Source organism: Rhodococcus sp. BP-316 (assembly GCF_019836105.1).
GTDB lineage: Bacteria > Actinomycetota > Actinomycetes > Mycobacteriales > Mycobacteriaceae > Rhodococcoides.
Map to the genome: position 1 here is coordinate 340820 of NZ_JABUEE010000002.1, position 17488 is coordinate 358307.

Consider the following 17488-nt stretch of genomic DNA (forward strand, 5'->3'; position numbering starts at 1 on the left):
GGCACTGCGTCCGACGCAGCGATGCACGCTTCGCGTGCTGGCCTGCGACGACGACGAGAGTCTCAGGTCGCCTCGCCCCGCCGCACGTCCTCGGTCCACTGCTCGCTGATGTCCGAGTCGTTCTGGCATCACCGCACGGCGCGGATGATCGCACCGCGCCTGGTCGACATCGCGTGGAACAGCACCGAGCTCGGTGAGGTGCTGGCCCGGTTCGAGCACGTCGCGGACGTCGAGACCCTCATCACCAGGCTCCTCGAGCGGCGTAACCATGCGCCCGATTCGACGGAGGTCGCCGCCGAACTCCTCGAGGTCATCGGGTATCCCGGTGATCCGTTCGTCCTCCCCGCGCCGCCTGTTCGTCCCACTCCGGCGGTGCGCTTCGGGGTTCCCGCGTTCGCGACGACCGCCGAGCTCGCCGCGTCACTGGACGTCACCGTCTCCGAACTCGACTGGTTCGCCGACGTCGGCGGCTGGTTGCGTCGGGCGGCTCCGCCGCTGCGCCACTACCGGGCTCGTGAGGTGGCCAAGAGTCGCGGCGGGACGCGCATCCTGGAGATTCCCAAGCCGAGACTGCGCGAGATGCAGCGGCGCGTGCTCCACCGCGTCCTCGATCACGTGGTGCCGCATCCAGCCGCTCACGGTTTCCGGGCCGGTCGGAGTGCCGTGACCTTCGCGCGCCCGCACGACGGCCGGGACGTCGTCGTCCGGGTCGATCTCGCGGACTTCTTTCCGACGGTGACGAGGCCGCGCGTGCGCGCCGTCTTCGAGGCCTGCGGGTACCCGTACCGGGTGGCGTCGGTCCTCGCCGGCATCTGCACCACCGCGATGCCGGTCGACGAGGTCGCCGGTCTGCCCCGGACTCAGGCGGCACTGCTGCGCGTCCCGCACCTCCCGCAGGGGGCACCGACCTCGCCCGCGCTCGCCAATCTGGTGGCCCGCGGACTCGACCGTCGCGTCGCGGGCCTCGCCCGCGCCCGTGGGCTCGTCTACACCCGCTACGCCGACGACCTGGCGCTGTCGGGCCCGTCGGACACCGATGTGGGCACGCTCCTCTGGGCGCTCGACCGCATCGTGCGCGACGAGGGCTTCGTGGTGAACGGTGACAAGACTCACGTCGCGCGTGCACACCGTCGGCAGACGCTGGCCGGGCTGGTGGTGAACGAGAGTGCCGCGGCGCCCCGCGACCGCTACGACGCACTCCGCGCGCTGCTCCACAACTGTGTTCGTACCGGTGCCGCTGCCCAGAATCGTGCAGGTGTACCGGACTTCCGTGCCTCGGTGTACGGGCAGATCGCCTGGATCGGCGAAAGCAGTCCTTCGCGGCGGTCACGACTTCTGGCCATGGCTGAACGGGTCGATTGGGACTCCTGACAGATCCGGGACGTTCGGTCTGATTCGAGTTGTAACGAGTGCGGTCGTCCGGCGATACTCCTCATGGCTCCGCATCGCTGCCTGACCCCCGACCCGGCAGCGGTGCGGAGCCGTCTTCGTGAGGAGTCGGGCTCCGACCCCAGTGGGTAGGCTCGAGCAGAGGGCGAACGCGCCTGTTCAGCACGACGGAAGGGAGCCGGGTGACCGAGGACGTACCGGCGCAGCACGAGCACCGGACCGCCCCCGAGGACACGCGCTCCACCCGCCGGCGCACGATCGCACTGTCCGCGGCCGGAGGCGTCGTCGCCGTGGCCGCGCTCCTGTACGCCGCCGACTGGTTCACCTCCACCGGTGACATCCCCCGCGGCGTGACCGTCGCGGGCGTCGAGGTCGGCGGCCGCAGTGTGGCGGAGGCGGACAACCGGCTCCGCGACGCCCTGGGTCCGCGCACCGACGCCCCGGTGGACGTGCGCGCGGACGACGTCGCCGCCACGCTCACCCCGGCCGCCGCCGGTCTCGGAATCGACTGGGCCGCAACCCTCGATCGTGCCGGCGACCAGCCTCTCTCCCCGTTCACCAGGCTCGCGTCGTTCTTCGGCACCCGCGAGATCGGTGTCGTGTCCACGGTCGACGACGCGGCACTCACCGCCGCCGTCGGGTCGTTGTCCCTGCAGGTCGACCGCCCCGCGGTGGAGGGCGACGTGGTCATCGAGGCCGGCGTGCCCCGCGCCGTCGGACCCGTTCCCGGACGCACGCTCGACGTACCGGGTGCGGCGTCCGCGTTCCGCACCGACTGGGCCGAGGGCGGTCCGGTGGAGCTCCCCGTCGTCGTCGAGGACGTCGAGGTCGACGCTGCCGCGATCGACGCGGCGATCCAGGACGTGGCGACGCCCGCGGTGTCGGCGCCGGTGGTCGTGACCGGCGAGGACGGTGCGACGACGACGCTCGCACCCGATCGCGTCGGCGAGGTCCTGAGCTTCGAACCGGACGACGACGGCGGTCTGCAGCCGGTGTACGACACGACTGCCGCGATCGGCATCCTCGCGCCCGGGCTGGCGGCCACCGAGACCCGGCCCGTCGACGCGCGCTTCGACTTCTCCGGGGGTCGACCCGTGGTGGTTCCGTCCGTCGACGGCACCGAGGTGCGCTGGCCGGAGACACTGGCCACCCTGCCGGACCTGCTGGCGGCGTCCGGTGACGCGCGCACCACCGTCGCGCAGTACGGACCGCGTCCGGCGGCACTGACCACGGACGCGGCGAACGCTCTCGGAATCCGGGAAGTGATCAGCGAGTACACGACCGGCGGGTTCGAGTACGCGTCGGGTGTCAACATCGGTCTCACGGCGGACATCGTGAACGGCGCCGTGGTGAAGCCGGGCGAGACGTTCTCACTCAATGGCTACACCGGTCCCCGCGGGACGGCGCAGGGGTTCGTCGAGTCGGGCATCATCGACAACGGCCGACCCGATCGCGCCGTCGGCGGAGGCATCAGCCAGTTCGCCACCACCCTGTACAACGCCGGCTACTTCGGCGGCATGGACGACGTCGATCACACCGAACACAGCTACTACATCAGCCGCTACCCCGAGGCCCGCGAGGCGACGGTCTTCGAGGGCGCGATCGATCTGCAGTTCCGGAACCCGGCGTCGACGGGTGTGGTCGTCGAGTCGTTCGCCGACGGATCCTCCGTCACCGTGCGGTTGTGGGGCACCAAGACCGTCGAGGTGGAGTCGATCACCGGCTCCCGCAGCCGACCCACCACGCCGGACACAGTCCGGCTGCCGCGCGGAGAGCAATGTGTCGCGTCGAGCGGAGCGCCCGGCTTCACCACCAGCGACACCCGGATCATCCGCGACGCGGCGACGGGTGCGGAGATCTCGCGGAACACGCGCACGGTGCGCTACGACCCGGTGCCGATCGTCCGCTGCGAGTGAGGCCCGCCGTTGGGCTCGGCGTGATCCGAATCCAGGGGCTGTGACCTTGCCCAGTGCCGGGCCCGCGATGGTGGCGGCGGATGGCGCGCGGCCCTACCGTGGGGTTCCATGAGTCAGACCGCAGCCTCCGAGCTCGACCAGGCGACCCTCCGTCAGGCGTACGGCACCTTCCCGAGTGGGGTCGTCGCCATCGCGGCTCGCATCGGCGACGTGCCGGTCGGTCTGGCCGCGAGCAGTTTCGTGTCGGTCTCCCTCGACCCGCCGCTGGTCGCGGTGTGCATCCAGAACACGTCGTCCACGTGGCCCAAGTTCCGCGACGCGACGCACATCGGCATCAGCGTTCTCGGCGAGGCCCACGACGTGGCCGCGCGCAGCCTCGCGGCGAAGACGGGTGACCGGTTCGCTGGTCTGACGCTGGAGACGACGCCCGACGGGGCCATCTTCATCGACGGCGCGTCCTCGTGGCTCGACACCACGATCGAGCAGGAGCTGCCGGCGGGTGATCACGCCATCGTCCTGCTGCGCGTGCACGGTCTCGAGGTGCACTCCGACGTCGCGCCCATCGTGTTCCAGGGCAGCCGCTTCCGAAAGCTGGTCGTCGAGCAGCGCTGAGTCTCGTCCTCCAGTGTCGAGCGAGAATCCGCGGATCCGCAGATTCCCGAGCGATCGGGTGGCTCCGCACGCGCGCCTGGCGATCCACGCATCCGCCGTGGACTTTCAGTTAATCATCGTTTACTGTCCTGGTTAGTGAGTGTTAACTGACGGACGGGCTGAGCGATGACGATGCTGGACGGTGCTCGAACCGAGCGCACGAGCAGGCGGGACGACCACCTCGCGCTGGTCGACGAGCTGCACCGAGCCATGGCGGCCGCTGCCCGCGGCGGCAGTGACGCCTCCCGTGAGCGCCATGTATCCCGCGGCAAGCTGCTTCCGCGTGACCGTGTCGACACGCTGCTCGACGACGGCAGCCCGTTCCTCGAGATCGCCCCGCTGGCCGCGAACGGCATGTATGACGATGCGTGCCCGGGCGCCGGTGTGATCGCCGGAATCGGCCGGGTGTCGGGCCGCGAGGTGATGGTCGTGGCCAACGACGCCACGGTCAAGGGCGGCACGTACTACCCGATGACCGTCAAGAAGCATCTGCGCGCGCAGGAGATCGCCCTGCAGAACCGGCTGCCCTGCGTGTACCTCGTCGACTCGGGTGGCGCGTTCCTGCCGATGCAGGACGACGTGTTCCCCGATCGGGAACACTTCGGCCGGATCTTCTTCAACCAGGCGACGATGAGTGCGAAGGGCATCGCCCAGATCGCGGCGGTGATGGGGTCCTGCACCGCCGGTGGCGCGTACGTGCCCGCGATGAGCGACGAGGCGATCATCGTCCGCAACCAGGGCACCATCTTCCTGGGCGGACCGCCGCTGGTGAAGGCGGCCACCGGCGAGGTGGTCACGGCCGAGGACCTCGGTGGCGGCGACGTCCACTCCAAGATCTCGGGCGTGACGGATCACCTCGCGACCGACGATCGTGACGCGCTCCGCCGGGTCCGCGCGATCGTGGCGACCCTCGGCCCCCGCACGCCGTCGCCGTGGGAGGTACGCACACCGCTGCCTGCGAGCGATCAGTCGGAGCTGTACGACGTGGTGCCGACAGATCCGCGCACCCCGTACGACGTGCACGAGGTGATCACCCGCCTGGTGGACGGTGGGCAGTTCCAGGAGTTCAAGGCCGAGTACGGCACGACGCTGGTCACCGGTTTCGCGCACATCGACGGTCACGCGGTGGGCATCGTCGCGAACAACGGTGTGCTGTTCGGTGAGTCCGCCGTGAAGGGCGCCCACTTCATCGAGCTGTGCGACAAGCGCAGCGTCCCGTTGCTGTTCCTGCAGAACATCACCGGCTTCATGGTCGGGCGGGAGTACGAGGCGGGCGGCATCGCCAAGCACGGCGCGAAGATGGTCACCGCGGTGGCGTGTGCCCGGGTACCGAAGCTGACGGTCGTCATCGGCGGGTCCTACGGCGCGGGCAACTACTCGATGTGCGGCCGGGCGTACTCGCCGCGCTTCCTGTGGATGTGGCCGAACGCGCGCATCTCCGTCATGGGCGGGGAGCAGGCGGCGTCGGTGCTCGCGACCGTGCGCAGCGATCAGCGGTCCGCGTCCGGCGAGCCGTGGACCGAGGACGAGCAGGAGCGGTTCAAGGAACCCATCCGCCGTCAGTACGAGGAACAGGGCAACCCGTACCACTCGACGGCGCGGCTGTGGGACGACGGCATCATCGATCCGGCCGACACCAGAACTGTTCTCTCACTTGCTCTGTCGGTGTGCGCCAATGCGCCGCTCGAGCCGGTGTCCTACGGCGTCTTCAGGATGTGAGTGTGATGACCACGATCGACACGGTGCTCGTCGCGAATCGCGGCGAGATCGCCGTCCGGGTGTTCCGGACACTGCGCACCATGGGAATTCGCTCCGTCGCGGTGTACAGCGACGCGGACGCCGACGCGCTGCACGTGCGCTCCGCGGACACCGCGGTACGATTGGGTCCGGCGCCCGCACGCGAGAGCTACCTGAACATCGACAAGGTGATCGACGCGGCTCTCGCCAGCGGCGCCGACGCGATCCACCCCGGATACGGGTTCCTCTCGGAGAATGCGGCATTCGCGGCGGCGTGCGAGAAGAACGGCATCACGTTCATCGGCCCGCCGACACGTGCGATCGAGACCATGGGCGACAAGATCACGGCGAAGAAGGCGGTCTCCGCGTTCGACGTGCCGGTGGTGCCCGGCATCGCGGAACCCGGACTCACGGACGACGAACTGATCGCGGCCGCGGCCGACATCGGCTACCCCGTGCTGATCAAGCCGTCGGCCGGTGGCGGCGGCAAGGGCATGCATCTGGTCGAACGAGCCGAGGACCTGGCGGCGGCACTGGTGCGGGCCAGGCGAGAGGCGGCGTCGTCGTTCGGCGACGACACCCTCTTCCTCGAACGATTCGTGTTGCGTCCCCGGCACATCGAGGTGCAGGTGATGGCGGACGCCCACGGCCACGTGATCCATCTCGGTGAGCGCGAGTGCTCGCTGCAGCGCCGTCATCAGAAGGTGATCGAGGAGGCGCCGTCGCCGTTGCTCGACGAGGTGACGCGGGCGCGGATCGGCGAGGCCGCGTGTGCGACTGCTCGCAGTGTCGACTATGTCGGCGCCGGCACCGTCGAGTTCATAGTCTCCGCCGACGCGCCCGACGACTTCTTCTTCATGGAGATGAACACCCGTCTGCAGGTGGAGCATCCGGTGACCGAGGAGGTCACCGGATGCGATCTCGTGGAGCTGCAGATACGGATGGCAGCGGGCGACACGCTGCCGCTGCAGCAGGAGGATGTGACGTTGACCGGTCACGCGATCGAGGCGCGTGTCTACGCGGAGGATCCGGGCCATGGCTTCCTGCCCACCGGCGGCCGCGTGATCGGACTGCACGAACCGGCGGGCACCGGTGTCCGCGTGGACTCGTCGCTCGCACCGGACACGGTGGTGGGCAGCGACTACGACCCGATGCTGGCCAAGGTCATCGCGCACGGTCGGGACCGCGCCGAGGCACTGCGCATTCTGCGGCGGGCGCTCGGCGAGACGGCGGTGCTCGGCGTGGGCACCAACATCGACTTCCTCTCGTACCTGCTGGCCGATCCCGACGTCGCCGCCGGCCGTCTGGACACGGGCTTGCTGGACCGGGTCGCACCCGACTACGCGGCGCCCGTCGCGACGGACGAGGTCATCGCCGCCGCAGCCGTGTTCGGTTGGTGCGCAGCCTGGCCCGCGCAGGACGCCGGCGCGTGGACTGTTCCGAACGGGTGGCGTCTCGGTGGTCGGAGCGTACCGACGACAGTCCTCGTCGAGGACGCCGGGCGGCGGCGCACCGTCGCGGTGACCGGGTCGCCGAGCGACGCGGCGGTGACCGTCGACGGCGGAGATGCTCGGTCGCTGACGGTGACTCTCGACGGTGCGACTCTCGTGGTCGCGATCGACGGTCGCCGGACGACGTACAGGGCTGCGCGGGACGCGGACGGGCTCTGGCTCGCGGCTTCCGGTGGTGTGTGGCATCTGCGCCCCGCCGCGGAGATCGACCTCGCCGCCGGGGGCGAGATGGAGCTCGAGGACACGGTGCGCAGCCCCATGCCGGGCACCGTGATCGCCGTCGAGGTGGCGAACGGTGACACCGTCACGGCCGGAACCGTTCTCGTGGTCGTGGAAGCCATGAAGATGGAGCACGCCCTCACTGCTCCCGCGGACGGCATCGTCGAGGTGACGGTGGCGACAGGCGACCAGGTCGCCGTGAACCAGGTACTCGCACGCATGACCACGGACCCGAAAGAGGATGCAGCATGAGCACATCGACCGTCGCGGGACACAGCCTGTTGTCCGACGAGCACCAGCAGCTGATCGCCTCGGTGCGCGACTTCGCTCGCACCGTGGTGGCGCCCGTCGCCGCGCAGCACGATCGCGATCACACGTTTCCCTACGAGGTGGTCCGCGGCATGGCGGACATGGGACTGTTCGGACTGCCGTTCCCCGAGGAGTACGGCGGCATGGGCGGCGACTACTTCGCGCTGTGCCTCGCCCTCGAGGAGCTGGGCAAGGTGGATCAGAGCGTCGCGATCACGCTCGAAGCCGGTGTCTCCCTGGGCGCGATGCCCGTGTACCGCTTCGGTACGGACGCGCAGAAGAAGGAGTGGCTCCCCAAGCTGACGTCGGGCCGGGCGCTCGGCGCGTTCGGACTCACCGAGCCCGGTGCCGGCAGCGACGCCGGCGGTACGCGCACCACCGCGGTGCGCGACGGTGATCACTGGGTGATCAACGGGTCGAAGCAGTTCATCACGAACTCCGGCACCGACATCACCGAGCTGGTGACGGTGACCGCCGTGACCGGAACCGATGCCTCCGGGCGCAAGCAGATCTCCTCGATCATCGTGCCGACGGACACCCCCGGCTTCGAGGCCGGTCCCGCGTACGACAAGGTCGGCTGGAACGCCTCGGACACTCACCCCCTGTCGTTCACCGATGTTCGTGTGCCGCTGGAGAATCTGCTCGGCGACGAGGGCCGTGGTTACGCCGGGTTCCTGCAGATCCTCGACGAGGGCCGTATCGCCATCGCCGCGCTCGCCGTCGGTGTGGCGCAGGGGTGCGTCGACGAGAGTGTGAAGTACGCGAAGGAGCGCGAGGCGTTCGGTACCGCCATCGGCCGGAACCAGGCCATCGCATTCAAGATCGCCCGCATGGAGGCGCGCGCCTACGCCGCCCGGACCGCCTACTACGACGCTGCAGCGCTCATGTCGGCGGGCAAGCCCTTCAAGAAGGAAGCGGCCATCGCCAAGCTGATCTCGTCGGAGGCCGCGATGGACAACGCGCGCGACGCCACGCAGGTGCACGGCGGCTACGGGTTCATGAACGAGTACACGGTCGCGCGGCACTACCGCGACAGCAAGATCCTCGAGATCGGCGAGGGCACCACGGAGGTGCAGCTGATGCTCATCGCGCGCCAGGTGGGGCTGTGACCGAACCGGAGCGCATCGTCCAGCGCGGCCTGTGGTTCGACGAGATGACGGTGGGCACCGTCTACGAGCACCGGCCCGGGCGCACCGTCACCGAGGCGGACAACGTCCTGTTCACCACCCTCACGATGAACACGCAGGCGCTGCATCTCGACGCCGCGTACAGCGTGGACACCGCGTTCGGGGAGCGGCTCGTGAACTCGATGTGGACGCTCTCCACGCTGGTCGGGCTCTCCGTCGCCCAGCTGACGCAGGGCACCATCGTCGCGAACCTCGGGTTCTCGGAGATCAGCTTCCCGAAGCCGATGCTGCACGGTGACACCCTCTACGGCGAGACGGTGATCGCGGACAAGCGAGAGTCGGCGTCGAGACCCGGAGAAGGCGTCGTGACGTTCGAGCACACGGGCCGCAATCAGCACGGCGACGTCGTCGCGCGCGCCGTGCGGAAGACCCTCGTCCGGATGGCTCCCGCGTCGTGACGGGGCTCGGTCCGGTCTGGATGTTCTGCCCGGCCGACAGGCCCGAGCGCTACCGGAAGGCCGCCGCGGCAGCAGACGTGGTGATCCTGGACCTCGAGGACGCGGTGGCCCCCGGTGACAAGGAAGCGGCGCGGCAGGCCGTCGTCGACACCCCACTCGATCCGGACCGCACCGTGATCCGCGTCAACGCGCGATCGACGCCGTACTTCGAGGCTGATCTGGCAGCCCTGTCCGAGACGGTCTACCACCGCGTGATGGTGCCCAAGTGTGAATCGGCGCAGGACGTCTCGGCACTGGCTCCACGATCGGTGGTCGCCCTCGTCGAGACCCCACTCGGGATCCTGCACGCTGCGGAGATCTGCGCAGCCGACGGGTGCGAGGGCATGATGTGGGGCGCGGAGGACCTGGTGGCCGCGCTCGGCGGAGCGTCCTCGCGTCGCGGCGACGGGTCGTATCGCGACGTGGCCGTGCACGCACGCTCGACCGCTCTGCTGGCGGCCAAGGCCTTCGGGCGCCAGGCTCTGGACTCGGTGTATCTGGACATCGCCGATCTCGACGGACTGCGCGCCGAGTCGGAGGACGCCGTCGCGGTGGGGTTCGACGCCAAGGTGGCGCTGCACCCGACGCAGGCCGCCGTGATCCGCGAGTGTTACACCCCCACAGCCGATCAGGTGGACTGGGCCCGTCGGGTCGTGGCTGCCGCCGCCACCGAGCGCGGAGTGTTCACCGTCGACGGCAGGATGGTCGACGCGCCGGTGATCCGGCACGCCGACCGCATCCTGCGGGGACTCGGCTAGCGAGTCGGTGTCGCGGTGGTACCCGTGACGACGCGCGGCAACGCGAGACCCAGCCCGATCATGCCGACGCCGAGCACGAGGTGCAGCCAGTTGTCGGCGTCGTTCAGCGGCACGAAGTTGGCGCTGCTCTCGTGGTCGATGACGAGCCCGTACACGAAGAGCACCAGGTAGATGATGCCGCCGCCGATGAGGTACAGCCTCGCCGAGGACGGTGCACGGGCCAGCAGGATCCCGGCGACGCCGAACAACAGGTGCACGATGTTGTGCAGGATCGACACCTCGAAGATGCCGAGGAGCATCGCCCCGCTGTGGTGGCCCGCGAAGGTGAGCATGTCGTAGTCCGTCGTGATGCCCGGGACGAACCCGAGCACACCGACGAGAAGGAACACGACGCCGACGATCAGTGCTCCCCATTGAACCGGTGACCGGCGGACCACGGTACGGCCCGCTCTGTTCGTGTTCGCCATGGTGGATCCTCTCCTGTCGCGAGTGGGCCTGTCCCACTGCGCAACGCGAGGTGTAGCCGGTGGGCGTCGCGATAAACGCGGTGTCGGGCCGACTCCGCGAGAGCGGCCGGGAAGCGCCCCCACCACACAGCACTGCGGCCCGGCTGGAATACCAGCCGGGCCGCAGTGGGGATTCAGCGGATCAGAACGCCGCTTCGTCGAGCTCCATGACGTCGTTGTCCAGGTCGGACAGGATCTGACGGGTGGAGGTCAGGCGGGGCAGGATGTTCTTGGCGAAGAACGACGCTGCGCCGATCTTGCCCTCGTAGAACGCCTTGTCCTTCTCGCCGGCGCCGTTGTCGAGTGCGGCGATGGCGATCTCGGACTGACGCAGCAGCAGCCAGCCGATCATCAGGTCGCCGACGCTCATGAGCAGGCGGACGGATCCGAGGCCGACCTTGTACAGCTCGGTCGGCTGCTCCTGGGCACCCATGAGGTGCTGCGTGAGCGTGGCGACCATGCCCTGCACGTCCTCGAGGGCGGTGTTGAGCAAGGCACGCTCGCTCTTGAGGCGACCGTTGCCCGCCTCGCTGTCGATCCACGTCTTGATCTGGCCGGCGACGTGGGCCAGTGCGACGCCGCGGTCCCGGGCGATCTTGCGGAAGAAGAAGTCCTGCGCCTGGATGGCCGTGGTGCCCTCGTAGAGCGAGTCGATCTTGGCGTCGCGGATGTACTGCTCGATGGGGTAGTCCTGCAGGAAGCCGGATCCACCGAGCGTCTGGAGGCTCTGCGCCAGCTGCTCGTACGCGACCTCGGAACCCACACCCTTGACGATGGGGAGCAGCAGGTCGTTGACGCGGAACGCGGTGTCCTTGTCGGCGCCCGAGACGTGCAGTGCGGCAACCTCGTCCTGGTGAGCGGCCGTGTAGAGGAACACCGCGCGCAGGCCCTCGGCGTACGCCTTCTGCGTCATCAGCGAGCGACGGACGTCGGGGTGATGCGTGATGGAGACGCGGGGCGCGGCCTTGTCGGTCATCTGCGTCAGGTCAGCACCCTGAATGCGCTGCTTGGCGTAGTCGAGCGCGGTGAGGTACCCGGTGGACAGAGTCGAGATGGCCTTGGTGCCCACCATCATTCGAGCGTGCTCGATGACGTCGAACATCTGCGCGATGCCGTTGTGGACGTCGCCGACGAGCCAGCCCTTGGCCGGGACGCCGTGTCCGCCGAGGGTCAGCTCACAGGTGGCCGAGACCTTGAGGCCCATCTTGTGCTCGACGTTGGTGACGAATACGCCGTTGCGCTCGCCGAGTTCGCCGGTCTCGCCGTCGAAGTGGAACTTCGGGACGAAGAACAGCGACAGTCCCTTGGTGCCCGGCTTGGCGCCCTCGGGGCGAGCGAGCACGAGGTGGAAGATGTTCTCGAAGAGGTCGTCCGAGTCGGCCGAGGTGATGAAGCGTTTGACGCCCTCGATGTGCCAGCTGCCGTCGGCCTGCTCGACGGCCTTGGTGCGGCCGGCGCCCACGTCCGAACCCGCGTCGGGCTCGGTGAGGACCATGGTGGCGCCCCAGTTGCGCTCGGAGGCGAGTACGGCCCACTTCTTCTGCTGCTCGTTGCCGTTGTCGGAGAGGATCTGCGCGAAGCCCGGGCCGGCGGAGTACATGAAGGCGGCGGGGTTCGATCCGAGGATCATCTCGGCGACGGCCCAGAACACCTGGCGCGGTACCGGCATGCCGCCGAGTTCCTCGTCGAGGCCCAGGTGATCCCAGCCGGCTTCCTGCAGCGCGCGGTACGACTTCTTGAACGACTCCGGGAGGGTGACGGTGTGCGTCTCGGGGTCGAAGGTCGGCGGGTTGCGGTCGGCGTCGGCGAAGGACTCCGCGAGCGGGCCCTCGGCGAGGCGGCGGACCTCGGAGAGCATGTCACGCACGGTGTCGACGTCGAGATCGCCGAACTGTCCGGACTCGAGCGTCTTGTCCAGGGCGAACAGCTCGAACAGGTTGAACTCGAGATCGCGAAGATTGCTCTTGTAATGACCCATGGTGATGCGTTCTCCGTCTCAGTGGTGCGGTCCGGCCTCGGTACCGCCTGTGTGGCCCGGCGCTACCTACTCGCCAGTAACATACGGCTATGTTACGCCGGATCGGGAACACTGCCAATAGGGGTCTACTCGTCGGTAACTCGTCCCACCACAAGGGCGTCGATCGCTGCGGAATCACCTACGTGCCGCACCCTGTCCTCGGCGACGAGAATGCGCATCCCGTCGCCGATGTCCGCGACCAGATCGTCTGGGCTGTACAGGATCTCGGGATCCTGAGGACCGCCGACGCCATTCTTTAGATTGGCAGAATGGTGACCCACGATCACGAGGATTCCCTCATGTTTCAACGCCCGGACGGCAGTCGCGAGGACGTTTTCACGCTCGGTCCGCGATAAATGCAGGTAGGCGATGACAACGAGATCATAATTCCGCTCCGGTGTGAGTGTGGTCACGTCCGCGTGGACCCACCGCACACGCTCGCGGATCGACGCGGTGGCCGTGGCGGCGATGCGGACCGCCTTGGTCAGCGCCACGCTGCTGAAGTCGACGGCGTCGACACTCCATCCGCGCGTGGCGAGCCAGAGGGCGTTGCGCCCCTCGCCGCACGCGAGATCGAGCGCCCGGCCGCGCGGCAGGGAGGTGCAGAACTCGACGACCATGTCGTTCGGCGGTGCGCCCCAGATGAGTTCGGCGCGTTCGTACTTGGCGTCCCAGGCCGCGGCGTCCACTCAGGTCCAGACCGAGTCGGGGTCGACGGACGAGCGGGCCGGACCCGCCGGCGTGGACGTGGCGGTACGCCCGAAACGCGGCGCCGGGGCGTGCTGGGTGACTGCGTCGATGTCGATGAGGCTGCCGCGTTCGGCCATGTGGCGGTGGCGCGTGGCCTCGTCGAAGGTCAGCACGGGGGTGACGCAGGCGTCCGTGCCGTCGAAGACGGCGGCCCACTCGTCGCGCGTGCGGGAGGCGAACACCTCCGTGAAGGTCGACCGCAGCGTCGGCCACTGCTCACGGTCGAGCTGGTGGGGCAAGGCCGACGGATCGAGCCCGAGTCCCTGCAGCATCGCGGCGTAGAACTGGGGTTCCAGCGCGCCGACGGCGACGTGCTTGCCGTCGGACGTCTCGTACGTGTCGTAGAACGGGGCACCGGTGTCCAGCAGGTTCGTGCCGCGCTCGTCGGACCACATGCCGATCCCGCGCCACCCCCAGATCATGTGCGACAACGCGACGGTGCCGTCGACCATGGCCGCGTCGATCACCTGGCCCTTCCCGGACCGACCGCGCTCGACCAGCGCTCCGAGAATGCCCATGACGAGGAACATCGATCCACCGCCGAAGTCGCCGACCATGTTCATCGGGGGTACCGGGCGCTCACCCTCGCGTCCGATCGCGTGCAGCACTCCGGTGACCGAGATGTAGTTGATGTCGTGTCCCGCGACCTGCGACCACGGACCCTCCTGGCCCCACCCCGTCATGCGTCCGTAGACCAGACCGGGGTTGCGCTCGGCGACGACGTCGGGTCCCAGACCCATGCGCTCGGTGACCCCCGGACGGAAGCCCTCGATGAGGACGTCGGCGCGGGAGATCAGGTCGAGCACCCGTTCCAGCTCGGCCGGATCCTTCAGGTTCGCCTCGACGATGCGGCGGTTGCGGAGCAGGGGGTCGCCCGGTGATCCCTCGGCAGGCAACGCGCCCGCACGCTGGACGCGCACGACGTCGGCGCCGAGGTCGGCCAGCAGCGTCGCGGCGTGCGGTCCGGGGCCGATGCCCGCGAGTTCCACGACCTTGATTCCGGCGAGAGGTCCACCTGCAGTAGTCATGGCGCGACCCTATCCACCGGAACCTGCCCGACGACAGGACCGGACTGTGCGGGTCGGGAGACTCAGAGGAACTCCGACGCGGCGTCGTCCACCCGCGACCGGTAGTCACCCCACCAGTCGGCGTCACCGTCCGCCAGGTTGGAGTTGCCGGGAGCCAGTCCGGCGCTGCCGTCGGCGAGTTCGCGCACGATGTCGGCGTGGCCGGCATGGCGGTGTGTCTCCGCGATCAGGTGCACCAGGATGTACTCGACGGTCACGGGGTTCTTCGCCGTCCACCACGGCACCGTCCCCTCCGCTCTCGGTCCGAGGGTGCGCACCGTCTCGTCGGCATGGGCGTTCACCCGGCGGTAGAGGTCGACGAGAGAATCGCGGGACTGGTCGGGTGTGGCCCACATGTCGGCATTGAGTTCGAGTGTCGGGTCGGACCACGGGATCGGTTCGGGGAACGGTCGCCCGAACGTGGACCCGAGGTACCCCGCCTCGGTCATGGCCAGGTGTTTCACGATTCCCAGCAGGTTGGTACCGGTCGACGTGAGGGGCCGACGGATGTCGTACTCCGACGCGCCGTCGAGTTTCCACACCACCGCGTCCCGTCCTCGCTGGAGGTAGGTGAGCAGGTCCTCGGTCTCCGCCATGCCCGATAGCATTCCAAGAGTGACGTCCTCCCGCATCGGTACTCCACTTTCTCCGTCGGCCACCAAGGTGATGCTGCTGGGCTCCGGTGAGCTCGGCAAGGAAGTGATCATCGCGTTCCAGCGCCTGGGCGTCGAGGTGATCGCCGTCGACCGGTACGCGGACGCCCCCGGCCACCAGGTCGCGCACCGCGCCCACACCGTGGACATGAGCGATCCGGACGCCCTGCTCGCCGTCATCGAGTCCGAGGCGCCGCACTTCGTCGTGCCGGAGATCGAGGCCATCGCCACCGAGGCGCTCTCCGTGGTCGAGGACCGCGGGGTCACCACCGTCGTGCCGACGGCGCGCGCGACGCAGCTGACGATGAACCGCGAGGGCATCCGCAGGCTCGCGGCCGAGGAGCTGGGGTTGCCCACGTCGCCGTACGCGTTCGCCGACAGTGTGGACGAGGTTCGCGCGGCGCTCGAGCACACGGGCTTCCCGGCGGTGATCAAGCCGGTGATGTCGTCGTCGGGCAAGGGGCAGTCGGTCGTGACGAGCGACGACGACGTCCAGCGGGCCTGGGACCACGCTCAGGCCGGGGGACGAGTCGCGCTTGGCCGGGTCATCGTCGAGGGCTTCGTCGACTTCGACTACGAGATCACCCAGCTCACCGTCCGCGCGGTCGACGAGAACGGCGCCGACGAGACCTCCTTCTGCGAGCCCATCGGCCACCTCCAGAAGTCCGGCGACTACATCGAGTCGTGGCAGCCCCAGCCCATGTCGGCGGCCGCTCTGCACGCTGCACGCGAGGTCGCGCGCACGGTCACCGCGGCACTCGGCGGCCGCGGCATCTTCGGCGTCGAGCTCTTCGTCAAGGGCGACGACGTGTACTTCTCCGAGGTCAGCCCACGACCGCACGACACGGGCCTGGTCACGCTCGGCACCCAGCGGCTGTCGGAGTTCGAGCTGCACGCGCGCGCCATCCTCGGGCTTCCGGTGGACACCACGCTGCTGACACCCGGCGCGTCCGCGGTGATCTACGGCGGTCTCGACGAGGTGGGCATCGCCTTCGAGGGCGTCGAGCAGGCGCTCCGCGTCCCGGAGACCGACATCCGCCTGTTCGGCAAGCCGGAGAGCTTCGCGAAGCGCCGGATGGGCGTCGCCGTGTCGACCGGTCCGGACGTCGAGACCGCGCGGGAGCGTGCACGCGACGCCGCGAGCCGCGTGCGTCCGGTTTCGGCACGGTGACCGCCGGTGCCGAGGTCCTCGTCGGACTGGTCGTCCTGATCGGCCTGATCGGGATCGTCGTCCCGGTGCTCCCCGGTGTCGTCCTGGTCTTCGCCGCGATCGGCGTCTGGGCCTTCGTCGTCGGCACCGCATCGGCGTGGACGGTGTTCGGCATCGCGACGGCGCTGCTGGTGGCATCGGGCGTCGTCAAGTACCTGTGGCCGGGCAGACGACTGAAGACGGCCGGAGTACCCACCCGTTCCATCGTCGCGGGCGGCGTCGTCGGCATCGTCGGATTCTTCGTCGTCCCGGTCGTCGGACTCTTCCTCGGGTTCCCCCTCGGTGTGTACCTGGCGGAACTTCCTCGTGCCCGCACGTCGGGATCCGCCTGGCAGTCGACGGTCCACGCCACCAAGGCGGTGGGCCTGTCGATCCTCGTCGAGCTGTTCGGCGCGCTGATGGCGGCTGGCGTGTGGCTCGGCGCCGTCATCGTGCTCTAACGCTCCCGGTACCAGGCTCTCGCGTTCCTGAACAGCACCTTTTGGAGATCGCCGCCCACTGCCTCGGTCACCAGATCGATGTCGGAGGGGACGAAGCGTCGCGGGGAGCGGGTGCCAGGCAGGTCGGTCCCGAACATCAGTGCCTCGGGGTTGACGGCATGGATCCTGCTCATCGCCTCCACCGGGTCGTGGCCGATGCGGCCGAAGCCCGCCGCCTTGACCCGTGCTCCCCTGTCGACGAGATCGAGGAGGTACGGCATGGCGTCCTCGGCCATGCCGAGGTAGTCGATGCTGATGGCCGGCAGTTTGGACAGGACCGGCTCCAGGGACAGCAACAATCCGGCGTCCGCGTAGAACTCGGCGTGCCATCCGGCGATCTCGTGCGCGCGGACGGCCTGCTCGGTGAGGGTCGACACGTCGGTGTCGCCGCGCCGCAGATTGAATCTGAGCGCTCGGACGCCCGCGTCGTCGAGCGCGATGATGTCCTCGTCCTCGGCGTCCCACGGCAGGTGGGTCACGCCCACCCATCCGTCACCGAGTTCGGTCAGCGCCGCGAGCAGAAAGCTCTGGTCGCTGCCCTGGAACGACCCGGCGATGACGGCGCCGCCCACGACCCCCAGCCCGTCGGTCTCCTCGCGATAGTCGTCGGCAGTGAACACGGGGGGTTCGTATCCGCCGTTCGACACGAGAGGGAACCGCGGATCGATGATGTGGACGTGGCTGTCGAACAC

At 69.0% G+C, this 17488-nt stretch carries 16 protein-coding genes; 10 read left to right on the forward strand and 6 right to left on the reverse strand.

Annotated elements, in window-relative coordinates; genetic code table 11:
• The first annotated feature begins 108 nt into the window (after positions 1-108).
• From HQ312_RS04925 to HQ312_RS04960, 8 genes are all read left to right on the forward strand, one after another.
• On the forward strand, positions 109-1371 hold the full coding sequence (locus tag HQ312_RS04925) for a reverse transcriptase family protein (RefSeq protein WP_261782041.1): 1263 nt from the start codon (positions 109-111) through the stop codon (positions 1369-1371).
• Positions 1372-1571: 200 nt separating this feature from the next.
• Entirely contained in the window at positions 1572-3305 is a 1734-nt protein-coding gene (locus HQ312_RS04930; RefSeq protein WP_308123801.1) for a VanW family protein, read from the forward strand.
• A gap of 108 nt (positions 3306-3413) precedes the next feature.
• Positions 3414-3917 carry a flavin reductase family protein gene (locus HQ312_RS04935; RefSeq protein ID WP_027506194.1) on the forward strand — a complete coding sequence of 168 codons (504 nt, stop codon included), beginning with the start codon at positions 3414-3416 and terminating at the stop codon, positions 3915-3917.
• A gap of 171 nt (positions 3918-4088) precedes the next feature.
• Positions 4089-5675 carry a carboxyl transferase domain-containing protein gene (locus HQ312_RS04940; protein WP_222638107.1) on the forward strand — a complete coding sequence of 529 codons (1587 nt, stop codon included), beginning with the start codon at positions 4089-4091 and terminating at the stop codon, positions 5673-5675.
• Between the two features lie 5 nt (positions 5676-5680).
• Positions 5681-7675 carry an acetyl/propionyl/methylcrotonyl-CoA carboxylase subunit alpha gene (locus tag HQ312_RS04945; protein WP_222637989.1) on the forward strand — a complete coding sequence of 665 codons (1995 nt, stop codon included), beginning with the start codon at positions 5681-5683 and terminating at the stop codon, positions 7673-7675.
• Complete coding sequence (locus tag HQ312_RS04950) at positions 7672-8841, forward strand: acyl-CoA dehydrogenase family protein (RefSeq protein WP_027506197.1); 1170 nt, start codon at positions 7672-7674, stop codon at positions 8839-8841. Before HQ312_RS04945 ends, HQ312_RS04950 begins: the two co-directional genes overlap by 4 nt.
• Positions 8838-9317 carry a MaoC family dehydratase gene (locus tag HQ312_RS04955; protein ID WP_027506198.1) on the forward strand — a complete coding sequence of 160 codons (480 nt, stop codon included), beginning with the start codon at positions 8838-8840 and terminating at the stop codon, positions 9315-9317. The genes HQ312_RS04950 and HQ312_RS04955 overlap by 4 nt, the downstream gene beginning before the upstream one ends.
• Before the next feature lie 20 nt (positions 9318-9337).
• Positions 9338-10114, forward strand: coding sequence for a CoA ester lyase (locus tag HQ312_RS04960; RefSeq protein ID WP_056442231.1), 777 nt, complete (start codon positions 9338-9340; stop codon positions 10112-10114).
• Here HQ312_RS04960 and HQ312_RS04965 read toward each other — a convergent pair.
• The 5 genes from HQ312_RS04965 to HQ312_RS04985 form a co-directional block, all read right to left on the reverse strand.
• Positions 10111-10581, reverse strand: a complete 471-nt coding sequence (locus HQ312_RS04965) for a DUF4383 domain-containing protein (RefSeq protein ID WP_222632151.1) — start codon at positions 10579-10581, stop codon at positions 10111-10113. The genes HQ312_RS04960 and HQ312_RS04965 overlap by 4 nt on opposite strands.
• Before the next feature lie 181 nt (positions 10582-10762).
• Positions 10763-12598 (reverse strand): acyl-CoA dehydrogenase, encoded by a 1836-nt coding sequence (locus HQ312_RS04970; protein ID WP_222637990.1) that lies wholly within the window; start codon positions 12596-12598, stop codon positions 10763-10765.
• Between the two features lie 125 nt (positions 12599-12723).
• Positions 12724-13326, reverse strand: a complete 603-nt coding sequence (locus tag HQ312_RS04975) for a bifunctional 2-polyprenyl-6-hydroxyphenol methylase/3-demethylubiquinol 3-O-methyltransferase UbiG (protein ID WP_222637991.1) — start codon at positions 13324-13326, stop codon at positions 12724-12726.
• Positions 13327-14415: a CaiB/BaiF CoA-transferase family protein gene (locus tag HQ312_RS04980; RefSeq protein ID WP_222637992.1), complete on the reverse strand. Its 1089-nt coding sequence runs from the start codon at positions 14413-14415 to the stop codon at positions 13327-13329. It abuts the gene before it with no gap.
• Positions 14416-14477: 62 nt separating this feature from the next.
• Positions 14478-15050, reverse strand: coding sequence for a DinB family protein (locus HQ312_RS04985; RefSeq protein ID WP_200933792.1), 573 nt, complete (start codon positions 15048-15050; stop codon positions 14478-14480).
• Between HQ312_RS04985 and purT the strand changes: the two genes are divergently transcribed.
• Both purT and HQ312_RS04995 read left to right on the forward strand, forming a co-directional pair.
• On the forward strand, positions 15049-16278 hold the full coding sequence (purT, locus tag HQ312_RS04990) for a formate-dependent phosphoribosylglycinamide formyltransferase (RefSeq protein ID WP_027506204.1): 1230 nt from the start codon (positions 15049-15051) through the stop codon (positions 16276-16278). The two genes, HQ312_RS04985 and purT, sit on opposite strands and share 2 nt — an antisense overlap.
• Positions 16275-16757, forward strand: coding sequence for a DUF456 domain-containing protein (locus HQ312_RS04995; RefSeq protein ID WP_222637993.1), 483 nt, complete (start codon positions 16275-16277; stop codon positions 16755-16757). Before purT ends, HQ312_RS04995 begins: the two co-directional genes overlap by 4 nt.
• Here the strand turns inward: HQ312_RS04995 and HQ312_RS05000 are convergent.
• Complete coding sequence (locus tag HQ312_RS05000; protein ID WP_222632134.1) at positions 16754-17488, reverse strand: amidohydrolase family protein; 735 nt, start codon at positions 17486-17488, stop codon at positions 16754-16756. The two genes, HQ312_RS04995 and HQ312_RS05000, sit on opposite strands and share 4 nt — an antisense overlap.